24 protein-coding genes are annotated in these 24,247 nt (G+C 71.6%); 15 read left to right on the forward strand and 9 right to left on the reverse strand.

The features are described 5' to 3' along the window. Positions 1–6: 6 nt before the first annotated feature. From HNR30_RS36525 to tkt, 4 genes are read right to left on the reverse strand one after another with little or no spacing between them, the layout of a single operon-like run. The gene (locus HNR30_RS36525; RefSeq protein ID WP_181614723.1) at positions 7–918 is read right to left on the reverse strand and encodes a glucose-6-phosphate dehydrogenase assembly protein OpcA; all 912 of its coding nucleotides are present in this window, start codon (positions 916–918) and stop codon (positions 7–9) included. Further along, a complete protein-coding gene (gene zwf / locus HNR30_RS36530) occupies positions 915–2,522 on the reverse strand; it encodes a glucose-6-phosphate dehydrogenase (protein ID WP_246380015.1) in 1,608 nt (535 codons plus the stop codon). The genes HNR30_RS36525 and zwf overlap by 4 nt, the downstream gene beginning before the upstream one ends. Continuing rightward, the gene (tal, locus tag HNR30_RS36535) at positions 2,519–3,616 is read right to left on the reverse strand and encodes a transaldolase (RefSeq protein ID WP_181614724.1); all 1,098 of its coding nucleotides are present in this window, start codon (positions 3,614–3,616) and stop codon (positions 2,519–2,521) included. Before tal ends, zwf begins: the two co-directional genes overlap by 4 nt. A gap of 1 nt (position 3,617) precedes the next feature. After that, on the reverse strand, positions 3,618–5,711 hold the full coding sequence (gene tkt, locus HNR30_RS36540) for a transketolase (protein WP_312894894.1): 2,094 nt from the start codon (positions 5,709–5,711) through the stop codon (positions 3,618–3,620). Between the two features lie 201 nt (positions 5,712–5,912). Here tkt and HNR30_RS36545 point away from each other — a divergent pair, with 201 nt between their 5' ends. From HNR30_RS36545 to HNR30_RS36560, 4 genes are read left to right on the forward strand one after another with little or no spacing between them, the layout of a single operon-like run. Beyond that, positions 5,913–6,866: a heme o synthase gene (locus tag HNR30_RS36545; RefSeq protein WP_181614725.1), complete on the forward strand. Its 954-nt coding sequence runs from the start codon at positions 5,913–5,915 to the stop codon at positions 6,864–6,866. Positions 6,867–6,908: 42 nt separating this feature from the next. Continuing rightward, on the forward strand, positions 6,909–7,301 hold the full coding sequence (locus HNR30_RS36550; RefSeq protein WP_181614726.1) for an ArsR/SmtB family transcription factor: 393 nt from the start codon (positions 6,909–6,911) through the stop codon (positions 7,299–7,301). Continuing rightward, on the forward strand, positions 7,291–8,238 hold the full coding sequence (locus HNR30_RS36555; RefSeq protein WP_181614727.1) for a cation diffusion facilitator family transporter: 948 nt from the start codon (positions 7,291–7,293) through the stop codon (positions 8,236–8,238). Before HNR30_RS36550 ends, HNR30_RS36555 begins: the two co-directional genes overlap by 11 nt. 17 nt (positions 8,239–8,255) lie before the next feature. Beyond that, the gene (locus HNR30_RS36560; RefSeq protein ID WP_181614728.1) at positions 8,256–9,452 is read left to right on the forward strand and encodes a PrsW family intramembrane metalloprotease; all 1,197 of its coding nucleotides are present in this window, start codon (positions 8,256–8,258) and stop codon (positions 9,450–9,452) included. Here HNR30_RS36560 and HNR30_RS36565 read toward each other — a convergent pair whose 3' ends face one another. Together HNR30_RS36565 and HNR30_RS36570 are read right to left on the reverse strand one after the other, a co-directional pair. After that, positions 9,453–10,106, reverse strand: coding sequence for a SanA/YdcF family protein (locus HNR30_RS36565; RefSeq protein WP_312894896.1), 654 nt, complete (start codon positions 10,104–10,106; stop codon positions 9,453–9,455). Positions 10,107–10,136: 30 nt separating this feature from the next. Next, positions 10,137–11,102, reverse strand: coding sequence for a COX15/CtaA family protein (locus tag HNR30_RS36570; RefSeq protein WP_312894897.1), 966 nt, complete (start codon positions 11,100–11,102; stop codon positions 10,137–10,139). A 52-nt stretch (positions 11,103–11,154) separates the two neighbouring features. On the opposite strand from HNR30_RS36570, the gene HNR30_RS36575 reads away from it, so the two are divergent. The 11 genes from HNR30_RS36575 (at position 11,155) to HNR30_RS36630 (ending at position 21,389) form a co-directional block, all read left to right on the forward strand. After that, a complete protein-coding gene (locus tag HNR30_RS36575) occupies positions 11,155–11,709 on the forward strand; it encodes a hypothetical protein (RefSeq protein WP_181614731.1) in 555 nt (184 codons plus the stop codon). Between the two features lie 4 nt (positions 11,710–11,713). After that, positions 11,714–12,676: an ArsR/SmtB family transcription factor gene (locus HNR30_RS36580; protein ID WP_181614732.1), complete on the forward strand. Its 963-nt coding sequence runs from the start codon at positions 11,714–11,716 to the stop codon at positions 12,674–12,676. A 289-nt stretch (positions 12,677–12,965) separates the two neighbouring features. Next, positions 12,966–14,096, forward strand: a complete 1,131-nt coding sequence (locus HNR30_RS36585; protein WP_376771778.1) for an NAD(P)/FAD-dependent oxidoreductase — start codon at positions 12,966–12,968, stop codon at positions 14,094–14,096. Next, a complete protein-coding gene (locus HNR30_RS36590; protein ID WP_181614734.1) occupies positions 14,093–14,365 on the forward strand; it encodes a (2Fe-2S)-binding protein in 273 nt (90 codons plus the stop codon). The genes HNR30_RS36585 and HNR30_RS36590 overlap by 4 nt, the downstream gene beginning before the upstream one ends. Next, positions 14,362–15,762, forward strand: coding sequence for an FAD/NAD(P)-dependent oxidoreductase (locus HNR30_RS36595; RefSeq protein ID WP_181614735.1), 1,401 nt, complete (start codon positions 14,362–14,364; stop codon positions 15,760–15,762). Before HNR30_RS36590 ends, HNR30_RS36595 begins: the two co-directional genes overlap by 4 nt. Continuing rightward, entirely contained in the window at positions 15,746–16,639 is an 894-nt protein-coding gene (locus HNR30_RS36600; protein WP_181614736.1) for a dihydrodipicolinate synthase family protein, read from the forward strand. The genes HNR30_RS36595 and HNR30_RS36600 overlap by 17 nt, the downstream gene beginning before the upstream one ends. After that, the gene (locus HNR30_RS36605; protein WP_181614737.1) at positions 16,636–17,637 is read left to right on the forward strand and encodes a proline racemase family protein; all 1,002 of its coding nucleotides are present in this window, start codon (positions 16,636–16,638) and stop codon (positions 17,635–17,637) included. Before HNR30_RS36600 ends, HNR30_RS36605 begins: the two co-directional genes overlap by 4 nt. Next, complete coding sequence (locus tag HNR30_RS36610; RefSeq protein WP_181614738.1) at positions 17,634–18,590, forward strand: proline racemase family protein; 957 nt, start codon at positions 17,634–17,636, stop codon at positions 18,588–18,590. Before HNR30_RS36605 ends, HNR30_RS36610 begins: the two co-directional genes overlap by 4 nt. Before the next feature lie 95 nt (positions 18,591–18,685). Beyond that, positions 18,686–19,999 carry an ornithine cyclodeaminase family protein gene (locus HNR30_RS48555; protein ID WP_246380016.1) on the forward strand — a complete coding sequence of 438 codons (1,314 nt, stop codon included), beginning with the start codon at positions 18,686–18,688 and terminating at the stop codon, positions 19,997–19,999. A 19-nt stretch (positions 20,000–20,018) separates the two neighbouring features. Beyond that, a complete protein-coding gene (locus HNR30_RS36625; protein WP_181614739.1) occupies positions 20,019–20,693 on the forward strand; it encodes a GntR family transcriptional regulator in 675 nt (224 codons plus the stop codon). 117 nt (positions 20,694–20,810) lie between these two features. Beyond that, positions 20,811–21,389: a DoxX family protein gene (locus HNR30_RS36630; RefSeq protein WP_181614740.1), complete on the forward strand. Its 579-nt coding sequence runs from the start codon at positions 20,811–20,813 to the stop codon at positions 21,387–21,389. 63 nt (positions 21,390–21,452) lie between these two features. On the opposite strand, the gene HNR30_RS36635 is transcribed toward HNR30_RS36630, so the two are convergent. The 3 genes from HNR30_RS36635 to HNR30_RS36645 all read right to left on the reverse strand — a co-directional run bounded on the left by HNR30_RS36635 (position 21,453) and on the right by HNR30_RS36645 (position 24,207). Then, complete coding sequence (locus tag HNR30_RS36635; RefSeq protein ID WP_312894900.1) at positions 21,453–22,379, reverse strand: EamA family transporter; 927 nt, start codon at positions 22,377–22,379, stop codon at positions 21,453–21,455. Between the two features lie 69 nt (positions 22,380–22,448). Further along, positions 22,449–23,165, reverse strand: coding sequence for an ABC transporter permease (locus HNR30_RS36640; RefSeq protein ID WP_181615178.1), 717 nt, complete (start codon positions 23,163–23,165; stop codon positions 22,449–22,451). Between the two features lie 133 nt (positions 23,166–23,298). After that, positions 23,299–24,207, reverse strand: a complete 909-nt coding sequence (locus HNR30_RS36645) for an ABC transporter ATP-binding protein (RefSeq protein WP_181614741.1) — start codon at positions 24,205–24,207, stop codon at positions 23,299–23,301. Between the last annotated feature and the right edge of the window lie 40 nt (positions 24,208–24,247).

The following is a 24,247-nucleotide window of genomic DNA, read 5'->3' on the forward strand; positions in this document are numbered from 1 at the left end:
CCGTTCCTACCCCTTGTACGAGCGCGCCAGGCGCTTGACCGACGTCTCGTAGATCTCGTCGGAGTCGAGCCGCCGCAGCTCCTCGGCCAGCAACTCCGAGGTGTGGCGCCGGGCGAGCGCCACGTGCCGGTCGGGCTGCCCCGGCCGCGACAACGTGGCCAGGCGCGCGTCGGTACGGATCACCGCCAGCTCGCCGTCACCCAGCGACAGCCGTACGGCGGTCAGGCCGGGCCCCGCCGAGTCGGCGACCTTGACCGGAGCCCCCAGCCGCTCGGTGAGCCACGCCGCCAGCAGCGGAGCGCTCGGGTGACCGGCGGCGGCCTCCACGAAGCCCTTCTTGACCTTCCCGACGGGCTGGTCGAAGGCGGCGGCCAGCAGCGAACGCCACGGCGTGAGCCTGGCCCAGGCCAGGTCGGTGTCGCCGGGGGCGTAGGCCTTGGCCAGGTGGGCGAGGGTCTTGATGCCGTCGGCCCCGGCCTTGGCGTCGGTGATGCGGCGCTGCGCCAGGGCGCCGATCGAGTCCTGCGCGGGCACCGCGGGCGCCTTGCCCGGCCACCAGGCCACCACGGGGGTGTCGGGCAGCAGCAGCGGCGACACCACGGAGTCGGCGTGTTCGGTGAGCTCGCCGTACAACCGCAGGATCACCACCTCGCCGGGCGTGGACTCGCCGATGCGCAGCTCCGCGTCGAGGCGGTTGGCCTCGTCGCGCTCGCGGTTGATGACCGCCAGGATGCGCGAGGGGTGCTCGCGCGCCGCCTCCGTGGCCGCCTTCAGCGAGTCGTACTGGTCGCGCTCGTCGCAGACCACGACAAGGGTGAGCACCATGCCGATGGCGGGGGCGCCCATCTGGTGACGCAGGTGGGTCAGCTGCGAGGAGATCTTCCCGGCCGTCGTGTCGGCCAGAGCGAAGGTGGTCACAGTCTCCTCCAGGTGCGACCGTCACGGGCCATCATGGCGTCCGCCGAGGGCGGGCCCCAGGTGCCCGAGGGGTAGTCCTCCGGCTGGCCCTGCGTGGCCCAGAACTCCTCGACCGGGTCGAGGATCTTCCACGACAGCTCCACCTCACGCTGGTGCGGGAAGAGCGGCGGGTCGCCGATCATCACGTCGAGCAGCAGCCGCTCGTAGGCCTCCGGCGACGACTCCATGAACGACTCGCCGTAGGCGAAGTCCATGGACACGTCGCGCACCTCCATCGCCGTGCCGGGCACCTTGGAGCCGAAGCGCACGGTGATGCCCTCGTCGGGCTGGACCCGGACGACCAGGGCGTTCTGCCCCAGGATCTCGGTGTCGTCCTTGGAGAAGGGCAGGTGCGGCGCCCGCTGGAAGACCACGGCCACCTCGGTGACGCGGCGGCCCAGGCGCTTGCCGGTGCGCAGGTAGAAGGGCACCCCCGCCCAGCGGCGGTTGGCGATCTCCAGCTTGAGCGCGGCGTAGGTCTCGGTGGTGGAGTCGGCTGGGATGCCCTCCTCCTCCAGGTATCCGACGACCTTCTCTCCGCCCTGCCAGCCCGCGGCGTACTTGCCGCGTGCCGTACCGGTGGCCAGGTCGGCGGGCAGCCGGACGGCCTTGAGCACCTTCTCCTTCTCGCGCCGCAGCGAATTGGCGTCGAAGGAGGTCGGATCCTCCATGGCGACCAGGGCCAGCAGCTGGAGCAGGTGGTTCTGGATGACGTCGCGGGCCGCGCCGATGCCGTCGTAGTAGCCCGCGCGACCGGCCAGGCCGATGTCCTCGGCCATGGTGATCTGCACGTGGTCGACGTAGGAGCGGTTCCAGATCGGCTCGTAGAGGTTGTTGGCGAACCTCAGCGCCATGATGTTCTGGACCGTCTCCTTGCCCAGGTAGTGGTCGATCCGGAAGATCGACGACTCGGGGAAGGCCTCGTTCGTCGTCTCGTTGAGCTCGTGAGCGCTCTTGAGGTCGTGGCCGAACGGCTTCTCGATGACCACCCGGCGCCACGAGCCGTCGGGCGCGTCGGCCAGGCCCGTGCGCTTGAGCTGCTGCACCACGACCGGGAAGAACTTCGGCGGCACCGACAGGTAGAACGCGTAGTTGCCGCCCGTGCCCCGGGTCTGGTCGATCTCCTTCAGCGCCATCGCCAGCGCGTCGAAGGCGCCGTCGTCGGTGAACTCGCCGGGCACGAAGTGGATGCCCTCGGACAGCTGCTTCCAGACCTCCTCGCGGAAGGGGGTGCGCGCGTGCTCCTTGACCGCGTCGTGGGTCAGCTGGCGGAAGTCCTGGTGCTGCCAGTCGCGGCGGGCGAAGCCCACCAGCGAGAAGCCGGGAGGCAGCAGGCCCCGGTTGCCCAGGTCGTAGATCGCCGGCAGCAGCTTGCGCTTGGCCAGGTCACCCGTCACGCCGAAGAGCACCAGCACGCACGGCCCGGCCACGCGCGGAAGGCGCTTGTCGCGCGGATCGCGCAGCGGGTTGGCCGCGACCACCTCTTCGGTGGTCGCGGTCGCCGCCACGGAGGAGGCCACGACAGCGGCCTCCTCCACGGGCGCCTCCAGGGGCGCCTCACTCATGAGACGACCGCCAGTTTCTTGGACAGGCTCTCCAGGAGCTCGTTCCAGGAGACCTCGAACTTCTCCACGCCCTCGTCCTCGAGGACCCTGACGACGTCGTCGTAGTCGATGCCGGCCTCGCGCAGCGCGCTCATGGTGTTCCACGCGTCCTGGTAGAACGGGCGGACCGTGTCGCCGGTGAGCTGGGCGTGGTCGGCGCTGGCGTCGAGCGTCTTCTCCGGCATCGTGTTGACCGTGCCGTCGACCGCGAGCTGGTCGACGTACATCGTGTCGGAGTACTCCGGGTTCTTCACGCCGGTCGAGGCCCACAGCGGGCGCTGCGGGTGGGCCCCGGCGGCGGCCAGGCGCTTCCAGCGGTCGGAGGCCATGACCTCCTCGAAGGCGGCGAAGGCCAGGCGGGCGTTGGCGATGCCGGCCTTGCCCTTCAGCTCCGGCCTGCCGGCGGCGTCGAGGCGCTTGTCGATCTCGGTGTCGACGCGGCTGACGAAGAAGGAGGCCACCGACTCGATCGCGGCCAGGTTCAGGCCCTTGGCCTGCGCGGCCTCCAGGCCCGTCAGCCAGGCGTCCATGACCTGGCGGTAGCGCTCCAGCGAGAAGATCAGCGTGACGTTGACGCTGATGCCCTCGCTGAGCGCCTGGGTGATCGCGGGCAGGCCCTCGACCGTGGCCGGGATCTTGATGTGCAGGTTCGGGCGGTCGACCATCCACCACAACGCGCGAGCCTCGGCGACGGTCTTCTCGGTCTCGCGCGCCAGGCGCGGGTCGACCTCGAGCGACACGCGGCCGTCGACGCCGCCCGTGGCGTCGTAGATCGGGCGCAGCACGTCGGCGGCCCAGCGGATGTCGTAGGTGGTGACGGCGCGCACGGCCTCGCCGACGTCGACCCCGCGCACCGCCAGGTCGTGGAGCTGGGTGTCGTAGGCGTCACCCTTGGCCAGCGCGGCGGCGAAGATGGTCGGGTTGGAGGTCACGCCGACCACGTTCTTCTCGCGGATCAGCTGCTCCAGGTTGCCGCTGCGCAGACGCTCGCGGCTGATGTCGTCGAGCCAGATCGCCACGCCCTGGCCGGACAGCTTGTTCAGGTTCTCGCTCATCTCAGTTTCCCGTCGTCTCGCCCTTGTCGTGGCCGAGCTTGGCCAGCGACGCCTTAGCGGCGGCGGCCACCCGCTCGGCCGTGAGGCCGAACTGCTCGTACAGAGTCTTGTACGGCGCCGAGGCGCCGAAGTGTTCGAGGGAGACCACCTCGCCGTGCTCTCCGACGAACTCCCGCCAGCCCAGCGCGATTCCCGCCTCGACGGCGACGCGTGCCTTGACCGCGGGCGGCAGCACGGACTGCCGGTAGGCGGAATCCTGCCCCTGGAACCACTCGACACACGGCATCGACACCACGCGGGTCGGGAAGCCCTGCTCCTCCAGGAGCTTCTGGGCGTCGACCGCGATCTCGACCTCGGAGCCGGTGCCGATCAGGATGACCTGCGGCTGGGAGGTGGAGGCCTCGCTGATGACGTAGCCGCCCTTGGCGACGCCCTCGGCGTCGGTGCCCGGGTAGACCGGGACGTTCTGCCGGGTCAGCGCCAGGGCCGCCGGGCGGTCGGTGTGCTCCAGCACGGTCTTCCAGGCGGCCGCCGTCTCGTTGGCGTCGGCCGGCCGTACGACGTCGAGGCCCGGGATCGCGCGCAGCGCCCACAGGTGCTCGACCGGCTGGTGGGTCGGGCCGTCCTCGCCCAGGCCGATGCTGTCGTGGGTCCACACGTAGGTGACCGGCAGCTTCATCAGGGCCGCGAGCCGTACGGCGGGGCGCATGTAGTCGGAGAAGACCAGGAAGGTGCCGCCGTAGGGCCGGGTGCCGCCGTGCAGGGCGATGCCGTTGAGGATGGAGCCCATGCCGTGCTCGCGGATGCCGAAGTGCAGCGTGCGGCCGTAGCGGTGACCGGGGAACTCGTGGGTCTGGTACTCCTCGGGGATGAAGGACGGCTCGCCCTTCATCGTGGTGTTGTTCGAGCCGGCCAGGTCGGCGCTGCCGCCCCACAGCTCGGGCAGCACCGGCGCCAGCGCGTTGAGCACCTGGCCGCTGGCGGCGCGGGTGGCGACGCTGGTGCCCGCCTCGAAGGACGGCAGGGCCTCGGCCCAGCCCTGTGGCAGCTCGCGCCTGGCCATGCGGTCGAACAGCGCGGCGCGCTCGGCGTTGGCCGCGCGCCAGTCGGCGAAGGACTTCTCCCACTCGGCGTGGTCGGCCTTGCCGCGCTCGGCGACCTTGCGGGCGTGCTCGAGCACCTCGGCGGGCACGTCGAAGGACTTGCCGGGGTCCATGCCCATGATCCGCTTGGTGGCGGCGACCTCGTCGGCGCCCAGCTTGGCGCCGTGCACGCTCTCGGTGTTCTGCTTGTTCGGGGCGGGCCAGCCGATGATCGTGCGCAGCCGGATGAACGACGGGCGGTCGGTCTCGGCGCGGGCGGCCTCGAGCGCGTCGTGGAGCGCCTGGACGTCCTCGACGTAGTCGCCGGTCCTGGTCCAGTCGACGACCTGGGTGTGCCAGCCGTAGGCCTCGTAGCGGGCGACGATGTCCTCGTTCAGCGCGATCTGGGTGTCGCCCTCGATCGAGATGTGGTTGCTGTCGAAGACGACGGCCAGGTTGCCCAGCTTCTGGGTGCCGGCGATGGCGCTGACCTCGTGGCTGATGCCCTCCTCGAGGTCGCCCTCGGAGGCGAAGCACCAGATCTGGTGGTCGAACGGGCTGGTGCCGGGCGCCGCGTCGGGGTCGAACAGGCCGCGCTCGCGGCGGGCGGCCATGGCCATGCCGACGGCGTTGCCGATGCCCTGGCCCAGCGGGCCGGTGGTGGTCTCCACGCCGGCGGTGTGGCCGTGCTCGGGGTGGCCGGGGGTCAGGCTGTCCCATTGGCGCAGCCGCTCGATGTCCTCCAGCGTCAGCCCGTATCCGGACAGGTAGAGCTGGATGTACAGCGTCAGGCTCGAGTGACCACACGAGAGCACGAATCGGTCACGACCTACCCAATTGGGGTCGGAGGGGTCGTGGCGCATCGTACGCTGAAAAAGCAGATATGCAGCCGGAGCCAGGCTCATGGCGGTGCCAGGGTGACCCGAGCCCGCCTTCTCAACCGCGTCCATTGCCAGGGCACGGACCACATCGACCGCCTTACGGTCCAGGTCCGTCCACTCCAGGATGCTCACGTCCTCGATCTCCGCAATCTCGTTGTCTTCGGTGTTGGGCAGTTGCCCGCCACAACGGACCCTAACCGGTTCGACCTTGGCGGTAGTGACCCAACACCCCCGTTGACCGGACCGCGCCCCCCGGCGACTACAGTTGCTGTGTTCGTAAGGGATCCGCTCTATCAGAGGTTACGCGTTGACTCCGCACATGCTGGAAGCGCCTTGGCGGTGCTGACCAACAGGCACGCGACCGCCCCGCCGGGGACGGGCGCTCCTCGCCAGGCTCCCAGATCGTTCGGTGCGGTCATCGGGGCCTACATCGCGCTGACCAAGCCGCGGATCATCGAGCTGCTGCTCATCACCACTCTGCCGGTGATGTTCCTGGCCTCGCAAGGCCTGCCCGACTGGCGGCTCGCGCTTTCCGTGATGCTGTTCGGCACCCTGTCGGCCGGCAGCGCCAACGTGCTCAACTGCTACGTCGACCGTGACATCGACGTGAAGATGCGCCGCACCCGGCGCAGGCCGCTGGCCCGCCACCAGGTCGAGCCGCGCAACGCGCTCGTCTTTGGAATCGTCCTGGGAATTTTGTCCACTGTTGGCCTGTGGCTCACCACCAACTGGCTGGCCGCGGCGATGTCGACGGGCGCCATCCTCTTCTACGTCTTCGTCTACTCCCTGTGGCTCAAGCGCCGCACGAAGCAGAACATCGTGTGGGGCGGCATCGCGGGCTGCATGCCCGTCATGATCGGCTGGGCGGGCATCACCGGCGAGCTGGCCTGGGCGCCCTTCGTCCTGTTCGGGGTGGTCTTCTTCTGGACCCCGCCGCACACCTGGACCCTCGCCATGCGCTACAAGGACGACTACGCGGCGGCCAACGTGCCGATGCTGCCGGTGGTGGCCACCGAGCGGCGCGTGGTCCTGGAGTCGATCGCCTACACGTGGGCGACCGTCGCCTGCTCGCTCCTGCTGTGGCCGGTCGCGGGCACCACGCTGTTCTACCCGATCGTCGCCGCCGTGCTGGGCGCGGTGTGCCTGTGGGAGGTCTACCGCCTGCTGGGCAGGCTCAATGCCGGCAAGAGCGGCGTCGACCTGCGCCCCATGCGCTTCTTCCACTGGTCCAACGCCTACCTGGCGCTGCTCTTCCTGGCCGTCGCGATCGACCCGCTGCTCGCCTGAGCGCCTTGCCACCCGGTTGATCGAGTCTTTAACGTGATACGCATGAACATCTCTTCAGATGTTGACACGTGCCAGGAAAGGGTCGAAGCGGCACGCCAGCACCTGGTGACGCCGGAAGAGGCGACCCATCTGGCCGACCTGTTCCGGCTGCTCGGCGACCCCACCCGCGCCCGGCTGCTCTACGCGCTCCTGGAGGCGGGGGAGCTGTGCGTGCACGACCTGGCCGTCGAGGTCGAGGTCAGTGACACGGCCGTCTCCCACGCGCTGCGGCTGCTGCGTACGGCCGGCATCGTGGCCACCAGGCGCTCCGGCCGGATGATCTACTACCGGCTGGCCGACGCCCACGTGCGCATGCTCCTCGACCTCAGCCGCGAGCACCTGCGGCACGACGCCGTCGACCCCGCGCCCCGGCTGGGGCTCGCCCATGGGAACTGATCACGGCCACGGTCACGGCCACGGCCACGCTGTCAGCGCCGACGCCGACCGCCGCTACCTGATCGGAGCGCTCGCCCTCATCCTCGGCTACATGGCCGCCGAGGTGACCGTCGGCCTCGTCGCCAACTCCATGGCGCTGATCGCCGACGCCGCCCACATGCTCACCGACGCCAGCGCGATCATCCTGGCCCTGATCGCGATGCGCATCGCCGCCAGGCCCGCCACCGGCCGCTACACCTTCGGCTACAAGCGCGTCGAGATCCTCTCCGCGCAGATCAACGGAGCCACGCTGCTCCTGCTGGCGGCCTACTTCGTCTACGAGGGCGTCCAGCGTGTCATCGACCCGCCCGACGTCAAGGGCCCGCTCGTGCTGGTGACCGCGCTCGCCGGCGTGGCCGTCAACGCCCTGGCGGCCTGGCTGCTGTCCAAGGCCAACCGGCGCAGCCTCAACGTCGAGGGCGCCTTCCAGCACGTCCTCAACGACATGTACGCGTTCATCGCCACCGCGCTCGCCGGCCTCGTCGTCTGGCTCACCGGCTGGGCGCAGGCCGACGCCGTCGCCGCGCTCGTCGTCGCCGCCCTCATGGCGGTGGCCGGCTGGGGACTGCTGCGCGACTCCGGCCGGGTCCTGCTGCAGGCGGCGCCCAGCGACCTCGACCCCGACGAGATCGGGGCCGTCCTCGCCGCCGAACCCGAGGTGCTGGAGATCCACGACCTGCACGTGTGGACCGTCACCAGCGGTTATCCGACCCTGTCGGCGCACGTCATCGTCCGCGACGACTGCGGAACCTGCCACGACGTCCGCGGACGTCTGGCCTCCCTGCTGCACGAGCGGTTCGGTATCGAGCACACCACGCTCCAGGTCGATCATGGAGGAGAGCCCCACTGCTTCGATCCCCACGGACCCCGCCACCTGGGCGGGACACCTCGTGGCTAGTCCGTTACAGTCACACTATGGCGTCCCGTGATCCACGCTGGGTGTTCAAGGACCGCCCGTCGTTCGCGTTGATCATCGGGCTGGTCGTCACCGGCATATGCGCACTCGTCTCCTTCTCCTTCGACGTGATCAACGGTGCGCCCGTGCAGTTCTTCGTCTCGCTCGGCCTGGCCCTGGCACCCGTGCCGATCCTGCTGGCCGCCGTGCTCGGCCTCGACCGCATGGAACCCGAGCCGCGCAGCAACCTGGTCTTCGCCTTCGCCTGGGGCGCCGGCGTGGCGGTACTCGTCGCGGGCGTCATCAACTCGCTCAACCTGCACTACCTCATGCAGGCCGGCTCGCTCGAACTGCCCGCCGCCCGCAACATCGCCGCCACCTTCGGCGCGCCCGTCGTCGAGGAGACCATGAAGGGGCTCGTCCTGCTCGGGCTGCTGCGCTTCCGCCGCGCCGAGCTCGACGGCCCCACCGACGGCATCATCTACGCCTCCATGGTCGGGCTCGGCTTCGCCATGAGCGAGAACGTCAGCTACTACATCGCCGCGCTCAACTCCGACAAGGGCGCCCAGGCGCTCGCGGTGACGGTCGTGCTGCGCGGCATCCTGTCGCCGTTCGCGCATCCGCTGTTCACCTCGATGATCGGCGTGGCCGTCGCCTACGCCGCCCAGCGCAACGGGCCCGAGCGGGTGGTCATGATCCTCGCGGGCTGGGTGGGCGCCATGCTCCTGCACGGCCTCTGGAACGGCCTGGCCTCCTACGGCGGCGCCCTGGGCCTGGCCGTCGCCTACGGGATCCTGCTGGTGGTGCTGTTCGTGCTCATGGGCGTCGTCTGGCGCGACCGGCGTCGCATCGTCGGCCTCCTGCAGCGCTACCTGCCGCCCTACCAGCCGACCAAGCTGGTCAACACGGCCGACATCTACATGCTGTCGGCCCTGTCGCGGCGGCGCCAGGCCCGGCAGTGGGCGCAGGCGCACGGCGGGAAGAAGGGGCTGCGGGCGATGAGCGACTACCAGCTCGCGGCGACCGAACTGGGATTGCTGCACGAGCGGGCGGAACGGCACATGATCGACGACCAGACCTTCCACGAGGAGCAGCGGGCGCTGCTGGAGTGCATGTCGGTGGCCAGGGAGGGCTTCCCCGTGCCGCAGCAACACGCCTCGGCCATCGCGATGGGCTCCCCGCCGCCCGGCTACGCGCCGGGGGCTCCCAGCTCCTGATCACCTGTTCTGCGTGAGGATGTGCTCCAGCGAGGTCTCCCTGGGACCGGGGAAGACCGGGTCACTGCGCAGCACCGCGTCGGCCAGCCCCTTGGCGCTGGCGAAGAGCTCACGCGCCGCGTACGCGTACGTCGGCTCCGGCCACCGCCGCGCGGAGTCGTCGCCCACCCCGAACGTCTCCAGCCCCGCCGTACGGCACAATGCCACGGCCCGTGGCAGGTGGAAGCGCTGCGTGATCACCGTCACCCGGTCGGCTCCGAACACGTGCCGGGCCCGCAGGCACGAGTCCCAGGTGTCGAACCCGGCGTAGTCGAGCACGATCCGCTCCGCCGGCACGCCGCGGGCCGTCAGATAGTCGCGCATGGCCGACGGCTCGTCGTACCCCACCCGGCTGTTGTCGCCCGACACCAGGACGGCCCTGAGCTTGCCCGCGTGGTACAGCTCGGCGGTGATGTCGAGCCGGCGGGCCAGCATCGGCGACGGCCGCCCGCTGTAGAGCCCCGCGCCCAGCACGAGGGCGGTGGGGGAGTACGGCACGCGCTCGGCCCACCCGTCACCCTCGGCGAGGGCCCGGTGGCCGTCGCTGCGCAGCCAGGCCCAGGTCAGCGGGGCGATGGCGAGAAGGCTGGCGACGGCTGCGACCTGGAAGAGCACACGTCTGACTTTTCGTGACAAGTCACACCTTCACGCCGGTGGGGGAGTGGCCGACCTTTCACCACCAACACTGACATAAGTCTCCGCCTCGGGGGCGTCGTCAGCGGGGGAGGGGAGGCGTGTCCGCATCGACGTGACGAGCCTCAGCGTGAAGATCCATACCAGTGTGGAGCCGAACACGTGCAGCCCCACCAGCAGCGCGGGCACCCCCATGAAGTACTGCAGGTAACCGATGAACCCCTGGGACAGCTCGACCGCCAGCAGCGCCACCGCCGCCCGCCGGGCCGTCCGCGGCGCGTCGGTGACGTGCAACGCGAACAGCAGCGCGAAGCTCAGCCCGATCACGACGTAGACGATGTCGGCGTGCAGCCGCGCCACGGTCTCGATGTCGAACGGGAAACGCGAGGCCAGCGAGTCGCCCGAGTGCGGCCCCGTGCCGGTGACCACCACGCCCGCCACGAGCAGCACCGCCACCGCGGCGACCAGCACGTGACCCAGGCGCAGGATGTCGCGGTGCACCAGCCGCTCGGCGGGACCGTCGCTCTCCTTGGCGCGGACGTACAGCACCCAGGCGCCGGCCGTCATCGCGATCGACAGCAGGAAGTGCACGCTCACCGTGACCGGGTTGAGCAGCGTGTGCACCACCAGCCCGCCCCACAGGCCCTGCACCGCGCACCCGATCGGCTGCAGCCACGCCAGCTTCACCAGGCCGGGCCTGCGCGGCCGCTGCCGCATGGCCACCAGCAGGCATCCCAGGGCCACGGCGAGCACCAGGAACGTCAGCAGCCGGTTACCGAACTCGATGGCCGTGTTGACCATGGAGATCTCGGCGTGCGGCGCCGGGAGGTAGCTGTCGGGCGTGCACCTGGGCCAGGTCGGGCAGCCCAGCCCCGAACCGGTCACGCGGACGGCCGCGCCCGTGACGGTGATGAGCGAGTTGACGACCACGGCGGCCAGCGCCCAGGCGGGCATCGTTCGTGGCTGCAGGAATTTCACTTTCCCGATGGTAGGTGTCCCTGGCACCGGTCTGGAGTTTAGGGTGGGGCGCATGCACGGGGAATCCTTGTTATCACGGCCTCCGGGGCTGGTATTCACGGGGCTGGTCGGCGCGAGCGCCGCGCTGACCCTCTACGGCGCGAGTGTTCCCGGAGGAATTCCGGGAGTCCAGAACACCGCCGCCTTCCTCTCCTTCGTCCTCGCCGTCACCTGGATCGTCCGCATGGCCGGCAGCCGTCGCGGGCCCGCCCGTGCTCTGCCGGGCCGCTGGGTGATCCCGATGATCGCGGTGGTCACGATGGGCCTGATGATGGCCGACGCGCCGCTGAAGACCCGTTTCCTGCTCTCGGAGAGCGCGCTGCGGCAGCAGGCCCACCAGATGGCGGGCAAGCTGTTCGTCGTCAACACCTACCAGCGGCTCGGGCTCTTCAACGTCTCGAAGGTCGTGCCGGTCGACGACGGTGTCCTGCTGCGCACCCGCGACGGCGATCACGTCGACCACGGTTTCGCCTGGATGCCCGAGGGCCCGATGGGGTTCGGCCGGGGCTACGACAACGACGGTTACGAGCACCTCATCGGCGACTGGTACGTCTGGACGAAATACTGACGGTGTGATCGACGTCTTCCTGGGTCCTGGCGATCTGGCCAGGATCCGTTTCGGCCGTTCCCCTCTCCAGGAACTGGTCGGCAGCCTCCACCTGCTCGGCGACCCGTCCCGCCAGGCGACCTTCCGTCCCTGGCTGGCCGGGGTGCGCGGCAGGATCCCCGCTCTGCGGCTGCTGCCGTCCCTGGTGGGCGGCCCGCACTGGGCGGCCGACTTCCTGACCCCGCCGCCGCGGCACCTGGCCGTGGAGTTCGCCGAGGAACTGGAGCGGGTCAGGGCCACCGATCCCGGCCTGGTGAGGGCCTCGATCGAGGAGATGCACGAGCGGGTGCCCGAGCCGCTGGCCGGGCTGTACGACGATCCGGAGCGGGAGCTCGGCGCGGTGGCCGACGAGCTCGGCGCGTACTGGCGGGCCGCGGTGGAGCCCGTGTGGCCGCGCCTGCGGGCGGTGGCCGACGCCGACCTGGGTCACCGTGCCCAGGCGCTGACGACGGGCGGCCTGGCCAAGCTGCTGGCCGATCTGGACCCGCGCATCGAGCACACCCCGGACGGCATGCGCCTCGACACCCCCAGCTGGCACGGCGAGCACGTGCTCAACGGCTCCGGCCTGGTGCTCGTGCCGTGCGTGTTCGCGTGGCCCCGGCTGGTCATGTTGTTCGACGAGCCGCGCCAGTCGATGTTCTCCTACGCCCCGCGCGGCATCGCGAACGTGTGGAACGACCCGCAGGACATGCGCGGCGAGCCGCTGGGCGAGCTCATCGGCCGCAGCCGCGCCAGCCTGCTGTCGCATCTGGAGCTGCCGCTGTCGACCACGCAGCTGGCCGCCTATCTGGGGCTGACCCCCGCGGCGGTGAGCCAGCATCTGTCGGTGCTGCGCCGTACGAGCCTGGTGACCTCGCGTCGTGACGGCCGCGAGGTGCTCTACCAGCGCACCTCGCTGGCGACCGAACTGCTCAACCAGGCCGGATAGACCGGGTTGCGCCCGACCACGCCGGCGTAGGCGCGTGCCGCGGGTCCGGCGATCTCGCCGCCGACCGGCCCCTCCACCTCGTGCGCGACCCTACGAGGAATCGGGGTGTATCTGGCGGTGAAGGCCGGTCGAGGATGTGTGCTATTTCACTGGAGGAGGGGTGGTGGGAGGCGGTCGTCACCAATAGGGGTAGTTATCTGCAGGGAGTCCGGAAGATTCGATGATGCGAGACAGTTGAGCGTCGTATAAGGTGTGACATATTACTGAGGAGGGAGTGGTTTTGGCCGATGTGATCGTCGTCGGCGCCGGAGTCGTGGGCGCGGCCTGCGCCTACTACGCCGCTCGCGCGGGCCTCGACGTCACCGTCCTGGACCGGGGCCCGGTCGCCGGCGGCACGACCGGCGCGGGAGAGGGCAACATCCTCGTCTCCGACAAGGAACCCGGTCCCGAGCTCGATCTGGCGGTGCTGTCGAACAAGCTCTGGCGCGAGCTCGCCGACGGCGTCGACTTCGAGTTCGAGGCCAAGGGCGGCCTCGTGGTCGCCGAGACCCCCGCCGTCCTGGAGCAGCTCACCGCCCTGGCCGTCAAGCAGGGCGTCGAGCACACGCTCGCCGGCGACCTGGCCGCCTACGAGCCGCACCTGGCGCAGGGCCTGGCCGGAGGCGTCTTCTACCCGCAGGACGCCCAGGTCCAGCCGATGCTGGCCGCCGCCAGGCTCATCAGGGCCGCCCAGGACCGCTACGGCCACCAGAAGGTGCGGCTGCGCACCGGCGTCACCGTCACCGGCTTCCTGCGCTCGGGCGGACGCGTCACCGGCGTGCGCACCTCCGAGGGCGACCTGCTCGCCGCGGCCGTCGTCAACGCCGCCGGCACCTGGGGCGGCGAGGTGGCCCGGCTCGCCGGCGTGCACCTGCCGGTCCTGCCCCGCCGCGGCTTCATCCTCGTCACCGAGCCCCTGCGCACCCCGCTCGTGCGCCACAAGGTCTACACCGCCGCCTACGTCACCAACGTGGCCAGCGACAACGAGGGACTGGAGACCTCGGCCGTCGTCGAGGGCACCCCGTCGGGCACCGTCCTCATCGGCGCCTCCCGCGAGCGTGTCGGCTTCGACCGCACGATCTCGCTGCCGGTGCTCCAGAGACTGGCCGCCCAGGCCGTCGCGCTCTTCCCCGTCCTGCGCGACGTCCGGGCGATCCGCACCTACTGCGGCTTTCGCCCGTACTGCCCCGACCACCTGCCCGTCATCGGCGCCGACCCCCGCATGCCCGGCCTCTACCACGCCTGCGGCCACGAAGGCGCCGGCATCGGCCTGGCCCCGGCCACCGGCCACCTGCTCGCCCAGCTCCTGTCGGGCCAGTCGCCCTCGCTCGACCTGGGAGCCTTCCGACCGGACCGTTTCCCCGCGGAGGCGCACTCATGAAAGACCTGGCCGGGGCACGTCCCGAACCCGCCTTCGAGATCACCGTGGACGGGCGGCCGGTCTCCGTGCTGCCTGGACAGACCGTCGGGGCCGCGCTGCACGCCGCCGGGATCCGGTCGTGGCGAACGACCAGATTCGGCGGGCGGCCCCGCGGCCTGTTCTGCGGGATCGGCGTCTGTTTCGACTGCCTGGTGAGCGTTAACGGCAGCCCCGAGCAGCGCGCCTGCCTGCTCGTGGCGCGCGCGGGCGACGAGGTGGTCACCTCATGAACGCCTACGACCTCGTCGTGGTCGGCGGCGGCCCCGCGGGCGTCGCGGGGGCGCTGACCGCCGCCCAGGCCGGGCTGCGGGTCGCGCTGCTCGACTCGGGCGCGCGGCTCGGCGGGCAGTACTTCCGCCACCTGCCCGCCTCCTTCCACGCCTCCCGCGAAGGCATGCTGCACCACGGCCTCGACCGTTTCGTACGGCAGAGCGGCACGCTGGAGCGGCTGGCCGATCTCCGGCTCGGCCACCAGGTCTGGGCGGTGACCAGGCAAGAGGAGCTCCTCGCCGTCCACGCCGTCATGACCTCCGACGGACCCCACGGCCACCCGGTCGAGCTGCCCGTCGTGCTCCGCACGCGCGCCCTGCTCATCGCCACCGGCGCCCACGACCGGCCGCTGCCCTTCCCCGGCTGGGACCTGCCGGGCGTGCTCACGGCGGGCGGCGCCCAGGCCCTGCTCAAGGGCAACCTCGTCGCCGCCGGCCGCCGCGTGGTGGTGGCGGGCACGGGACCGTTCCTGCTGCCGGTCGCCGCCGGCCTGGCACGCTCGGGCACCCGCGTGGCCGAGGTGCTGGAGGCCAACGGCGGGCTCGGACTGGCCGGGCACCCCTGGCTCGCCCTGTCCAAGGCGGGCGAGGCCGCCGGGTACGCGGCCACGCTGCTACGGCACCGCGTGCCGTACCGGACCCGTCACGCGGTCGTCGCCGCGCACGGCGAACGGGAGCTCACCCACGTGAGCGTCGCCCGGATCGACCGCGACTGGCGGATCCGCGCCACCCGCACCGTCGAGTGCGACACCCTGGCGGTCGGCTACGGATTCGTGCCGCAGATCGACCTGGCCACCCAGCTCGGCTGCGACACCGGCCACGACCTCGACGGCAGCCCGATCGTCACCGTCGACGCCTCGCAGAGCACCTCGGTGCCGGGCGTCTACGCGGCCGGCGAGCCCACGGGCGTGGGCGGCGCGGTGCTGTCGGAGCTGGAAGGGCGCATCGCCGGGCTGGCCATCGCCGCGGAGCTCGGAACGCCCCCGGCAGGCGAGCCGCCCGCCGTACCCGGTCTGCTGCTGCGCCGCCGTACCCGCCTCAGGGCCTTCGCGCGAGCACTCCAGCAGGCCTACCCCGTCCAGGACGGCTGGCAGAGCTGGCTGGCCGACGACACCCTGGTCTGCCGCTGCGAAGAGGTCACCCTCGGCGCGATCCGCGAGGCCCAGCGCCTGGGCGCCACGGACGCCCGCTCGATCAAGCTGCTGGCCCGGCCCGGAATGGGCTGGTGCCAGGGCAGGATGTGCGGTCACGCCGTCGCCTGCCTGGCCGGGCAGGCCCCCCAGCCGCCCCGCCGCCCCCTTGCCCAGCCGATCACCCTCGGCGCACTAGAGAGGATTTCCGATGACAAGCCGAACTAAGCCCTGGCACGGCATCATGGTCGCCACCGCGCTGCCCCTGCGCGACGACCTGTCCGTCGACTATGACGCGTATGCCGAGCACTGCCGGTGGCTGGTCGACAACGGCTGCGACGGTGTGGTGCCCAACGGTTCGCTGGGCGAGTACCAGACGCTGACCGCCGAGGAGCGCGCCAAGGTCGTCGAGACCGCCGTGGCCGCCGTCGGCGGGCGCAACGTGATGCCGGGTGTGGCGGCCTACGGCTCGGCCGAGTCGCGCCGCTGGGCCGAGCAGGCCGCCGAGGCGGGCTGCGGCTCGGTCCTGCTGCTGCCGCCCAACTCCTACCGCGCCGACGAGCGCATCGTGGTCGAGCACTACCGCGAGGCGGCCAGGGCGGGCGTGCCGATCGTCGCCTACAACAACCCCATCGACACCAAGGTCGACCTCACCCCTCCCATGCTGGCCAAGCTGTTCGACGAGGGCCTGATCGTCGCGGTGAAGGAGTTCAGCGGCGACGTGCGCCGCGCCTACGAGCTCGACGAGCTCGCCCCCGGCCTGGACCTGCTCGTCGGCTCCGACGACGTGCTCCTGGAGCTGGCCGTCGCCGGCGCGGTCGGCTGGATCGCGGGCTACCCGAACGCGCTGCCGACCTCCAACGCCGCGCTCTACCGGGCGGCCGTCGCCGGTGACCTGGAGACGGCGCTGCCGCTCTACCGCAAGCTGCACCAGCTGCTGCGCTGGGACTCCAAGACCGAGTTCGTCCAGGCGATCAAGCTGTCCATGGACGTCGCGGGCCGTCACGGCGGGCCGTGCCGCGCCCCCCGCCTGCCGCTCGTGCCCGAGCAGGAGGCCTCCATCCGCGCGGCCACCGAGAAGGTACTGGCGGAGGGCCTGCGATGAGGACCCGCCGGGTCTTCCACGCCGTCGACTCGCACACCGAGGGCATGCCCACCCGCGTGATCGTGGGCGGCGTGGGAACGATCCCGGGCGCCTCGATGGCCGAACGCCGCATCCACTTCCGCGACAACTTCGACCACATCAAGCAGCTGCTGATGAACGAGCCGCGCGGCCACGCCGCGATGAGCGGCGCCATCCTGCAGCCGCCCACCCGGCCAGACGCCGACTGGGGCGTGCTGTTCATCGAGGTCTCCGGCTACCTGCCGATGTGCGGCCACGGCACCATCGGCGTGGCGACCGTGCTGGTGGAGACCGGCATGGTCGAGGTGGTCGAACCCGTCACCACCATCCGCCTGGAGGTGCCCGCCGGCCTCGTCGAGGTCGACGTGGCGGTGCAGGACGGCATGGCGATGAGCGTCACGCTGCGCAACGTGCCCGCCTACTGCGACCGGCTCGACGCCGTCGTGGAGGTGCCCGGCTTCGGAGCGATCCCCTACGACCTGGCCTACGGCGGCAACTTCTACGCGATCGTCGACCTCGACGACTACAAGCTGCCCTTCGACCGGGCGGCCAAGAACGAGATCATCGCGGCCGGGCTGGCCACGATGGAGGCGATCAACGCCGCCGACGAGCCGGTGCACGTCGAGGACTCCCGCATCCGTGGATGCCACCACGTCTACTTCAAGGCGCCGGGCTCCACCGCGCAGCACTCGCGTCACGCGATGGCCATCCACCCGGGCTGGTTCGACCGCTCCCCGTGCGGCACCGGGACCAGCGCGCGCATGGCCCAGCTGCACGCCCGCGGCGAGCTGGGGCTGGAGACGGACTTCGTCAACGAGTCGTTCATCGGCACCCGCTTCATCGGCCGGCTGCTCGGCGAGACCACGGTGGGGGAGCGGCCCGCCGTCCTGCCCACCATCACGGGCCGGGCCTGGGTGACCGGCACCGCCCAGTACTTCCTCGACCCGCGCGACCCCTTCCCCGAGGGGTTCATCCTGTGATCAGCACGGTGGACTACCACACGGGAGGCGAGCCGTTCCGTATCGTCACCGGGGGCGTCGGCGAGATCCCCGGCGCCTCCGTCCTCGACCGGCGCACGAACGCCTCGCGGCCGGAGTTCGACCGGGTGCGCCGCCTGCTGTGCCACGAGCCGCGCGGCCACGCCGACATGTACGGCTGCTTCCTGGTGCCGCCGAACTCGCCTGACGCCCTGCTCGGCGTGCTGTTCTGGCACAAGGACGGCTACTCCACCGCCTGCGGCCACGGCACCATCGCCCTGGGCGTGCACGCCGTGCAGGAGGGACTGGTCCAGGCCGACCCCGACGGACTCACCGACGTGGTCGTCGACGTGCCCTCCGGGCGCGTGACCGCCCGCGTGCGCTGCTCGGGCGGGCGCGTCGAGTCGGTCACCTTCCGCAGCGTGCCCTCCTTCGTCCTGGCCAGGTCCGTGAAGGCCGGGGGCGTCGAGGTCGACCTGTCGTACGGCGGAGCGATCTACGCCTCGCTGCCCGCGTCGTCGGCCGGGCTGTCGGTGACCCCCTCGGACCTGCCGGAACTGATCGCCGCGGCCCGCCGGATCAAGGCCGAGCTGGCCGGGCATCCCGCGACCGAGCACCCGCACGACCCCCGCCTCTCCGGCGTCTACGGGGTGATCTTCTACGACGAGCTGGGCCCGGCGCGCCAGCGCAACGTCACCGTCTTCGCCGACGGCGAGGTCGACCGCTCACCCTGCGGCTCGGGCACGGCGGCGCGGCTGGCGGTGCTGCACGAGGACGGTTTCACCGGCACGCTGACGCACGAGAGCATCGTGGGGAGCGTCTTTTCGGGGCGAATCGCCGACATCACTCCAGAAGGCGTCATACCGGAGATCGAAGGCATGGCCTACCGTACCGGTAGGCATCTGTTCGAGCTGGACCCCGCCGACCCGATCGGCACCGGGTTCACTCTGCGATGACTCCGGCTCCGGCCGGGGCGAAGCACCGCGCCCTTCGCCCCGGCCGGTCTGGACCCCCCGATCTGGAGACGCCGATCCATGGAGCAGCGCGCCGCATGAACTACCTCGACGCCGCCGCACTCACCAGGCTCGTGCCGCCGGCGCGTGCCGTACAGGTGCTCGAAGAGGCACTGAAGGCCGGGCTCGACCCCGAGGCCACCCCTCCGCGCGCCCACGCCGACCTGCCGGCGGGGCAGCTGCTCATGATGCCCGCCGGCGGCGGGCGCTACGCCGGGGTGAAGGTGGTCAGCGTCGCACCCGACAACCCGCGCCGCGGGCTGCCGCGCGTGCAGGGCACCTACCTGCTGTTCGACGGCGACACCCTCGCGCCGCTGGCGGCCATCGACGGCATCGCGCTCACCTCGCTGCGCACTCCCGCCGTCTCCGCGCTCGCCGTACGCCACCTGGCCGCTCCCGACGCCCGCCGCCTCGTGGTGTTCGGCACGGGACCGCAGGCGTGGGGCCACATCGTCGCCCTGCGCGCCGTCCGGCCCGTCACGCACGTCACCCTGTTCGGACGCTCGCCGGCAGGGGTGCAGGAACTGGCCGCCCGCTGCTGGGCGGCGGGGCTGCAGGTCGAGACCGGGTACGGCACGGCCGCGTCGTCCCACGTCACCCAGTGGGCGGCCACGTCGCCCGCCCCGAGCGCCTCCCCGGGCAGCGGCACCGGCATCGCCGCCCCCGGCCCCTCGCCGCTTCCGGGCGCCCGCCCGTCCGGCATTCACGGCGAGCCCGGCTTCCCCGGAGGGCCCACCCCGCCGGCTTCTCCTCCCTCGGGCCCTGCCGATGCCCGCAGGCCAGCCCCTCGCCCCGGGCCGCGGCCCGACGCGGTCGTCTGGCCGCCCGCGCGCCCCGCGAGCCCGCCGCCCCCGCCGCCTGCGCAGTCCGCGCAGCCCTCTCCCGTGCCACTCTCTCCCGCGCCACCCTCTCCCACGCCGGCCCCTCCCGCGCCGCCTCGGCCCTCGCACGGCTCCAAGGGCGTCACCACCACCCAGGCCGTCGCGGAGGCCGACATCATCGCCTGCTGCACGACGGCGAGAAACCCGCTGTTCCCCGGTAAGCTCGCCCGCGACGGCGCCACCGTAGTCGCCGTCGGATCCCACGAGCCCGACGCCCGCGAGGTCGACGACGACCTGGTGGCACGCGCGATCCTCGTCGTCGAGGCGCGATCGGCCGCACTGGCGGAGGCCGGGGATGTGATCGTCCCTGTCCGGAACGGTACGATCACGACTGGTCATCTCGCCGGGAACCTCGCGGATCTGGTCTCCGGCAAGGTGCGGGTCGGACCGGGGCCACGCTTGTTCAAGAGCGTGGGCATGGCCTGGGAGGACCTGGTGGTCGCGGCCGCCGCCTACGAGGCGTGGGCGTAGAACGGAAGGATGTGCGGGGATGGCTGCGGAGGGTCGACTGGACCTGCCGGTCGTCGGGGAACGGCAGAGCCTGCGCGAGCAGGTGGCCAACGCCCTGCGCGCGGCGCTCATCACCGGCGAGATGCGTCCAGGGGTGGTGTACTCCGCGCCCGTGCTGGCCGGCCAGTTCGGCGTGTCCGCCACTCCGGTGCGCGAGGCCATGCTCGACCTGGCCAAGGAGGGCCTCGTCGAGGCGGTGCGCAACAAGGGCTTCCGTGTCACCGAGCTGTCGGAGCGTGACCTCGACGAGCTCACCGAGATCCGCGAGCTGATCGAGGTGCCCACCGTCTCCCGCTTGGCGGCCTCGGCCGACCTCGACCGCCTGGAGCGGCTGCGCCCGATCGCCGAGGAGATCGTCTCCGCGGCCGAAGGGGGCGATCTGCTCGGGTATGTCGACGCTGACCTGCGGTTTCACGTGGAACTCCTCTCGCTGGGCGGCAACGGCCACCTGGTCGAGGTGGTGCGCGACCTGCGCAGCCGGGCGCGGCTCTACGGCCTGTCGGAGCTGGCGAGCCGGGGCACGCTCGTCGACTCCGCGCGCGAGCACCTGGAGCTGCTCGACCGGCTGATCAGCCGCGACTCCGACGGGTCGGGGCAGCTGATGGCCCAGCACATCGGCAAGGTGCGCGGCATCTGGGCGAGCCCCCAGGAGTAGTGCCTTTTGGGGTCTAGTGTCCGTTTTGTGATACTCTCCGAAGGGAAGAGATCGGCTACGCAGCGCGCGAGCTTGTGAAAATTTTCACGATCTTGCGCGAGGATTCCGGGGGGAATCATGACCACGCAGATCGTCGAACGCCCGCACGGCCGTCACGCCGCGCCGTACCGCCCCGAAACGGACCAGCCCGCGGCTCCCGCACCCGCAGGCCGTACCGGCTGGGCGCCACGCGTGTGGGCGGCGACCAGGATCGCCCTCGGCTTCGTCTTCCTGTGGGCCTTCCTCGACAAGACATTCGGCCTCGGGTTCTCGACCCCGGCGCAGAACGCCTGGATCAACGGCGGCAACCCCACGGCCGGGTTCCTCGGCGGCGTGGAGGGGCCCTTCAGCGGCATGTTCCACGCCATGGCCGGCAACCCGGTCGTCAACGTCCTGTTCATGGCGGGGCTGCTCGGCGTCGGGGTGGCCCTGATCCTCGGGATCGGCATGCGCGTCGCCGCCGTGTCGGGGGCGATCATGATGGTCCTCATGTGGATGGCGTCGCTGCCGATGACCAGCAATCCGGTGATCGACGACCACGTCATCTACGCGCTGGTGCTCGTCGGGCTCGCCGCCGCGAAGGCGGGCGACACCTTCGGCCTGGGCCGCGCCTGGGCCCGCACCGCCCTGGTCCGCAACCAGCCCTGGCTCCGCTGACCGGGCTCGGCTCCTCTGCGGGGCCGTACAAGCCCGCACCCTTCCCGGTGCGGGCTTTGTCCGTCATCCGCCCGTCTTGTCGCCCGCCCGCGTCGCGCCCAGGCTGGCCGCGATGATGCACCCGATCGCCGCCCAGTGCAGCACGTCGAGGATCTCGCCCAGCACCAGCAGCCCGATCATGGCCGCCGCCGCGGGCTCCAGGCTCATCAGCACCCCGAACACGTGCTTGGGCATCCGGCGCAGCGCCTTCAGCTCCAGCGAGTAGGGGATCACCGACGACAGCAGCCCCACGCCCAGGCCGATCAGCAGCAGCTCCGGCTGGAGCAGGTCGGCGCCGCCGGTCGTCACGCCCACCGGTGCGATGAACACCGCCGACACCACCATCGCGAACGTCAGCCCGGTCGTGCCCGGAAATCGGCTGCCCGCGGCGGCCGACAGCAGGATGTAGGCCGCCCAGCACGCCCCGGCGACCAGCGCGAAGCCGATGCCCAGCCAGCTGACCGACGCCGACTCCTGCCACGGCGCCATGAGGGCGACACCGATCGCGGCCAGGCTCACCCACAGCAGGTCGAGCCGCTTGCGGGAAGCGGCCACCGCCACACCCAGAGGGCCGAGGAACTCGATGGCCACGGCGATGCCCATGGGCAGGCGCGACAGTGCCTCGTAGAACGACAGGTTCATCAAAGCGAGCGTGCCGCCGAAGGTCAGGCCGATCGCCCAGTCGCGCCACGACAGGCCCTTGAGCTTGGGCCGCGCCACCAGCAGCATGACCAGGGCCCCCGCGCCGATGCGCAGGAAGACCACCGCGCTCGGCGGCAGCACGGCGAACAGCTCCTTGGCGAAAGCGGCGCCCACCTGGACCGACAGGATCCCGAGCATCACCAGACCCGACGGCGGGATGGCGTCGGCGGCATGCCGGGCCAGCGAGCCCAGCCGTGGAAGGCGGGACTTGCCGTCGTCGAAAGGACGATCAAGGGCGTTGACGGTCACGGGGGATCCTCACATGTCGGGCGGAGAGCTCCGAGCCTACTCAGCCGGGCCGACATTTCCGATCCCGGGTCACTCCCAGCGGAAGGTACGCGCGGCCAGCCCCAGCGTCACCACGGTCCACGCCGCGAGCACGGCCAGCGGCCCGAGCGCGAGCCCCTCGCCGTCCATCAGCACCGCCCGCAGCCCGCCGGTCAGCGCCGAGATCGGCAGCAGCTCCAGCACCGACTCCACCCCGCCGGGGAAGACCGACAGCGGGAAGACCACGCCGCCGCAGCCGAGCAGGACCAGGTAGACGAGGTTGGCCGCCGCCAGGGTCGCCTCCGCGCGCAGGACGCCCGCCATGAGCAGGCCCAGCCCGCTGAAGGCCGCGGTGCCCAGCAGGAGGTACGGCACGGCCGCCAGGAGCGAGCCCGCCGGGCGCCATCCCAGGGCCAGGGCGACGCCGACGATCACGACGATCTGGAGCAACTCGACGGCCAGGACGGCGAGGGTCTTGGCGAGCAGCAGCCCCGCACGCGACAGAGGAGTGGCGCCCAGGCGCTTGAGCACGCCGTAGCGGCGCTCGAAACCGGTGGCGATGGCCTGGCCGGTGAAGGCGGTGGACATGATGGCCAGCGCCAGCACGCCGGGGGTGAGGAAGTCGATCCTGCGCGCCTGGCCGACGTCGACCAGGGGGGCCAGGGAGAAGCCGACCAGCAGCAGCACCGGGATGATCAGCGTGAGCAGCAACTGCTCGCCGTTGCGCAGGATCGCCCGGATCTCGGCGCCCGCCTGCGCGGCCACCATGCGGCCGAGCGGCGCCGCGCCGGGGGCCGGGGTGAGGTCTAGGGCGGTCACGAGCTGCTCCTGTGATCGGGTGCCTGGTCACGATGGCGGGAGGTCCGCGCGCCACGTGTCGTGCCGCTTCGCCGTACGGAGGTCATCGCAGCTCCCTGCCCGTCAGCTCCAGGAAGACGTCTTCCAGGGTGCGCCGCTCGATGCTGAGGTCGTCGGCGGTGACGCCCTCGGCGGCGCACCAGGCGGTGACGGTCGCCAGCAGCTCCGGGTCGACCTGCCCCTCGATGATGTAATGCCCGGCCGGAGACTCCTTGGCCGCGCTGCCGGTGGGCAGGGCCGTCAGCAGCTCCTCCAGCGCCAGTCCCGGGCGGGCGCGGAAGCGGAGCTGGCGCTCGGCACCGGTCAGGGACGCCGGGCTGCCCTCGGCGACGACGCGCCCGCGGTCGATGATGACCACGTGGTCGGCCAGCCGTTCGGCCTCGTCCATGTGGTGGGTGGTGAGCACGACGCCGACGCCTGCCGTACGCAGGTCGGCGACCAGGTCCCAGCACGCGTGGCGGGCCTGCGGGTCGAGCCCGGCGGTGGGCTCGTCGAGGAAGACGAGCTCGGGCCGGCCGATGACGGCGGCGGCGAGCGACAGGCGCTGCTGCTGGCCCCCGGACAGGCGGCGGTAGGGCGTGCGCGCGTGGTCGGTCAGGCCCAGCCGGGCCATCAGGGCGTCGGGGGCGAGGGGGCGGGCGTAGAAACGCGACACCAGCCGCAGCCACTCGCCGCAGCGCACCGCGGGCGGAACCCCTCCGGCCTGCAGCATCACGCCGACCCTGGCGCGCAGCGAGCCGTCGGAGGGCGGCAGGCCCAGCACGCGCACGGTGCCGCCGTCGGCCTCGCGGAACCCCTCGCAGATCTCGATCGTGGAGGTCTTGCCCGCGCCGTTGGGTCCGAGGATCGCGGTGACCGCGCCACGGGCCGCCGAAAGGGTGAGCCCGTCGACCGCGGTGGCGCCGCCGTAGCGTTTGACCAGATCGATGACCTCGACGGCTGGGGAGTCCATGGCCACGAGTTTAGGGACCCCGGGCGCCGGTCAGCGCCCC

The organism is Nonomuraea soli (genome assembly GCF_013761175.1).
In the GTDB taxonomy this organism is placed as follows: Bacteria; Actinomycetota; Actinomycetes; order Streptosporangiales; family Streptosporangiaceae; genus Nonomuraea; species Nonomuraea soli.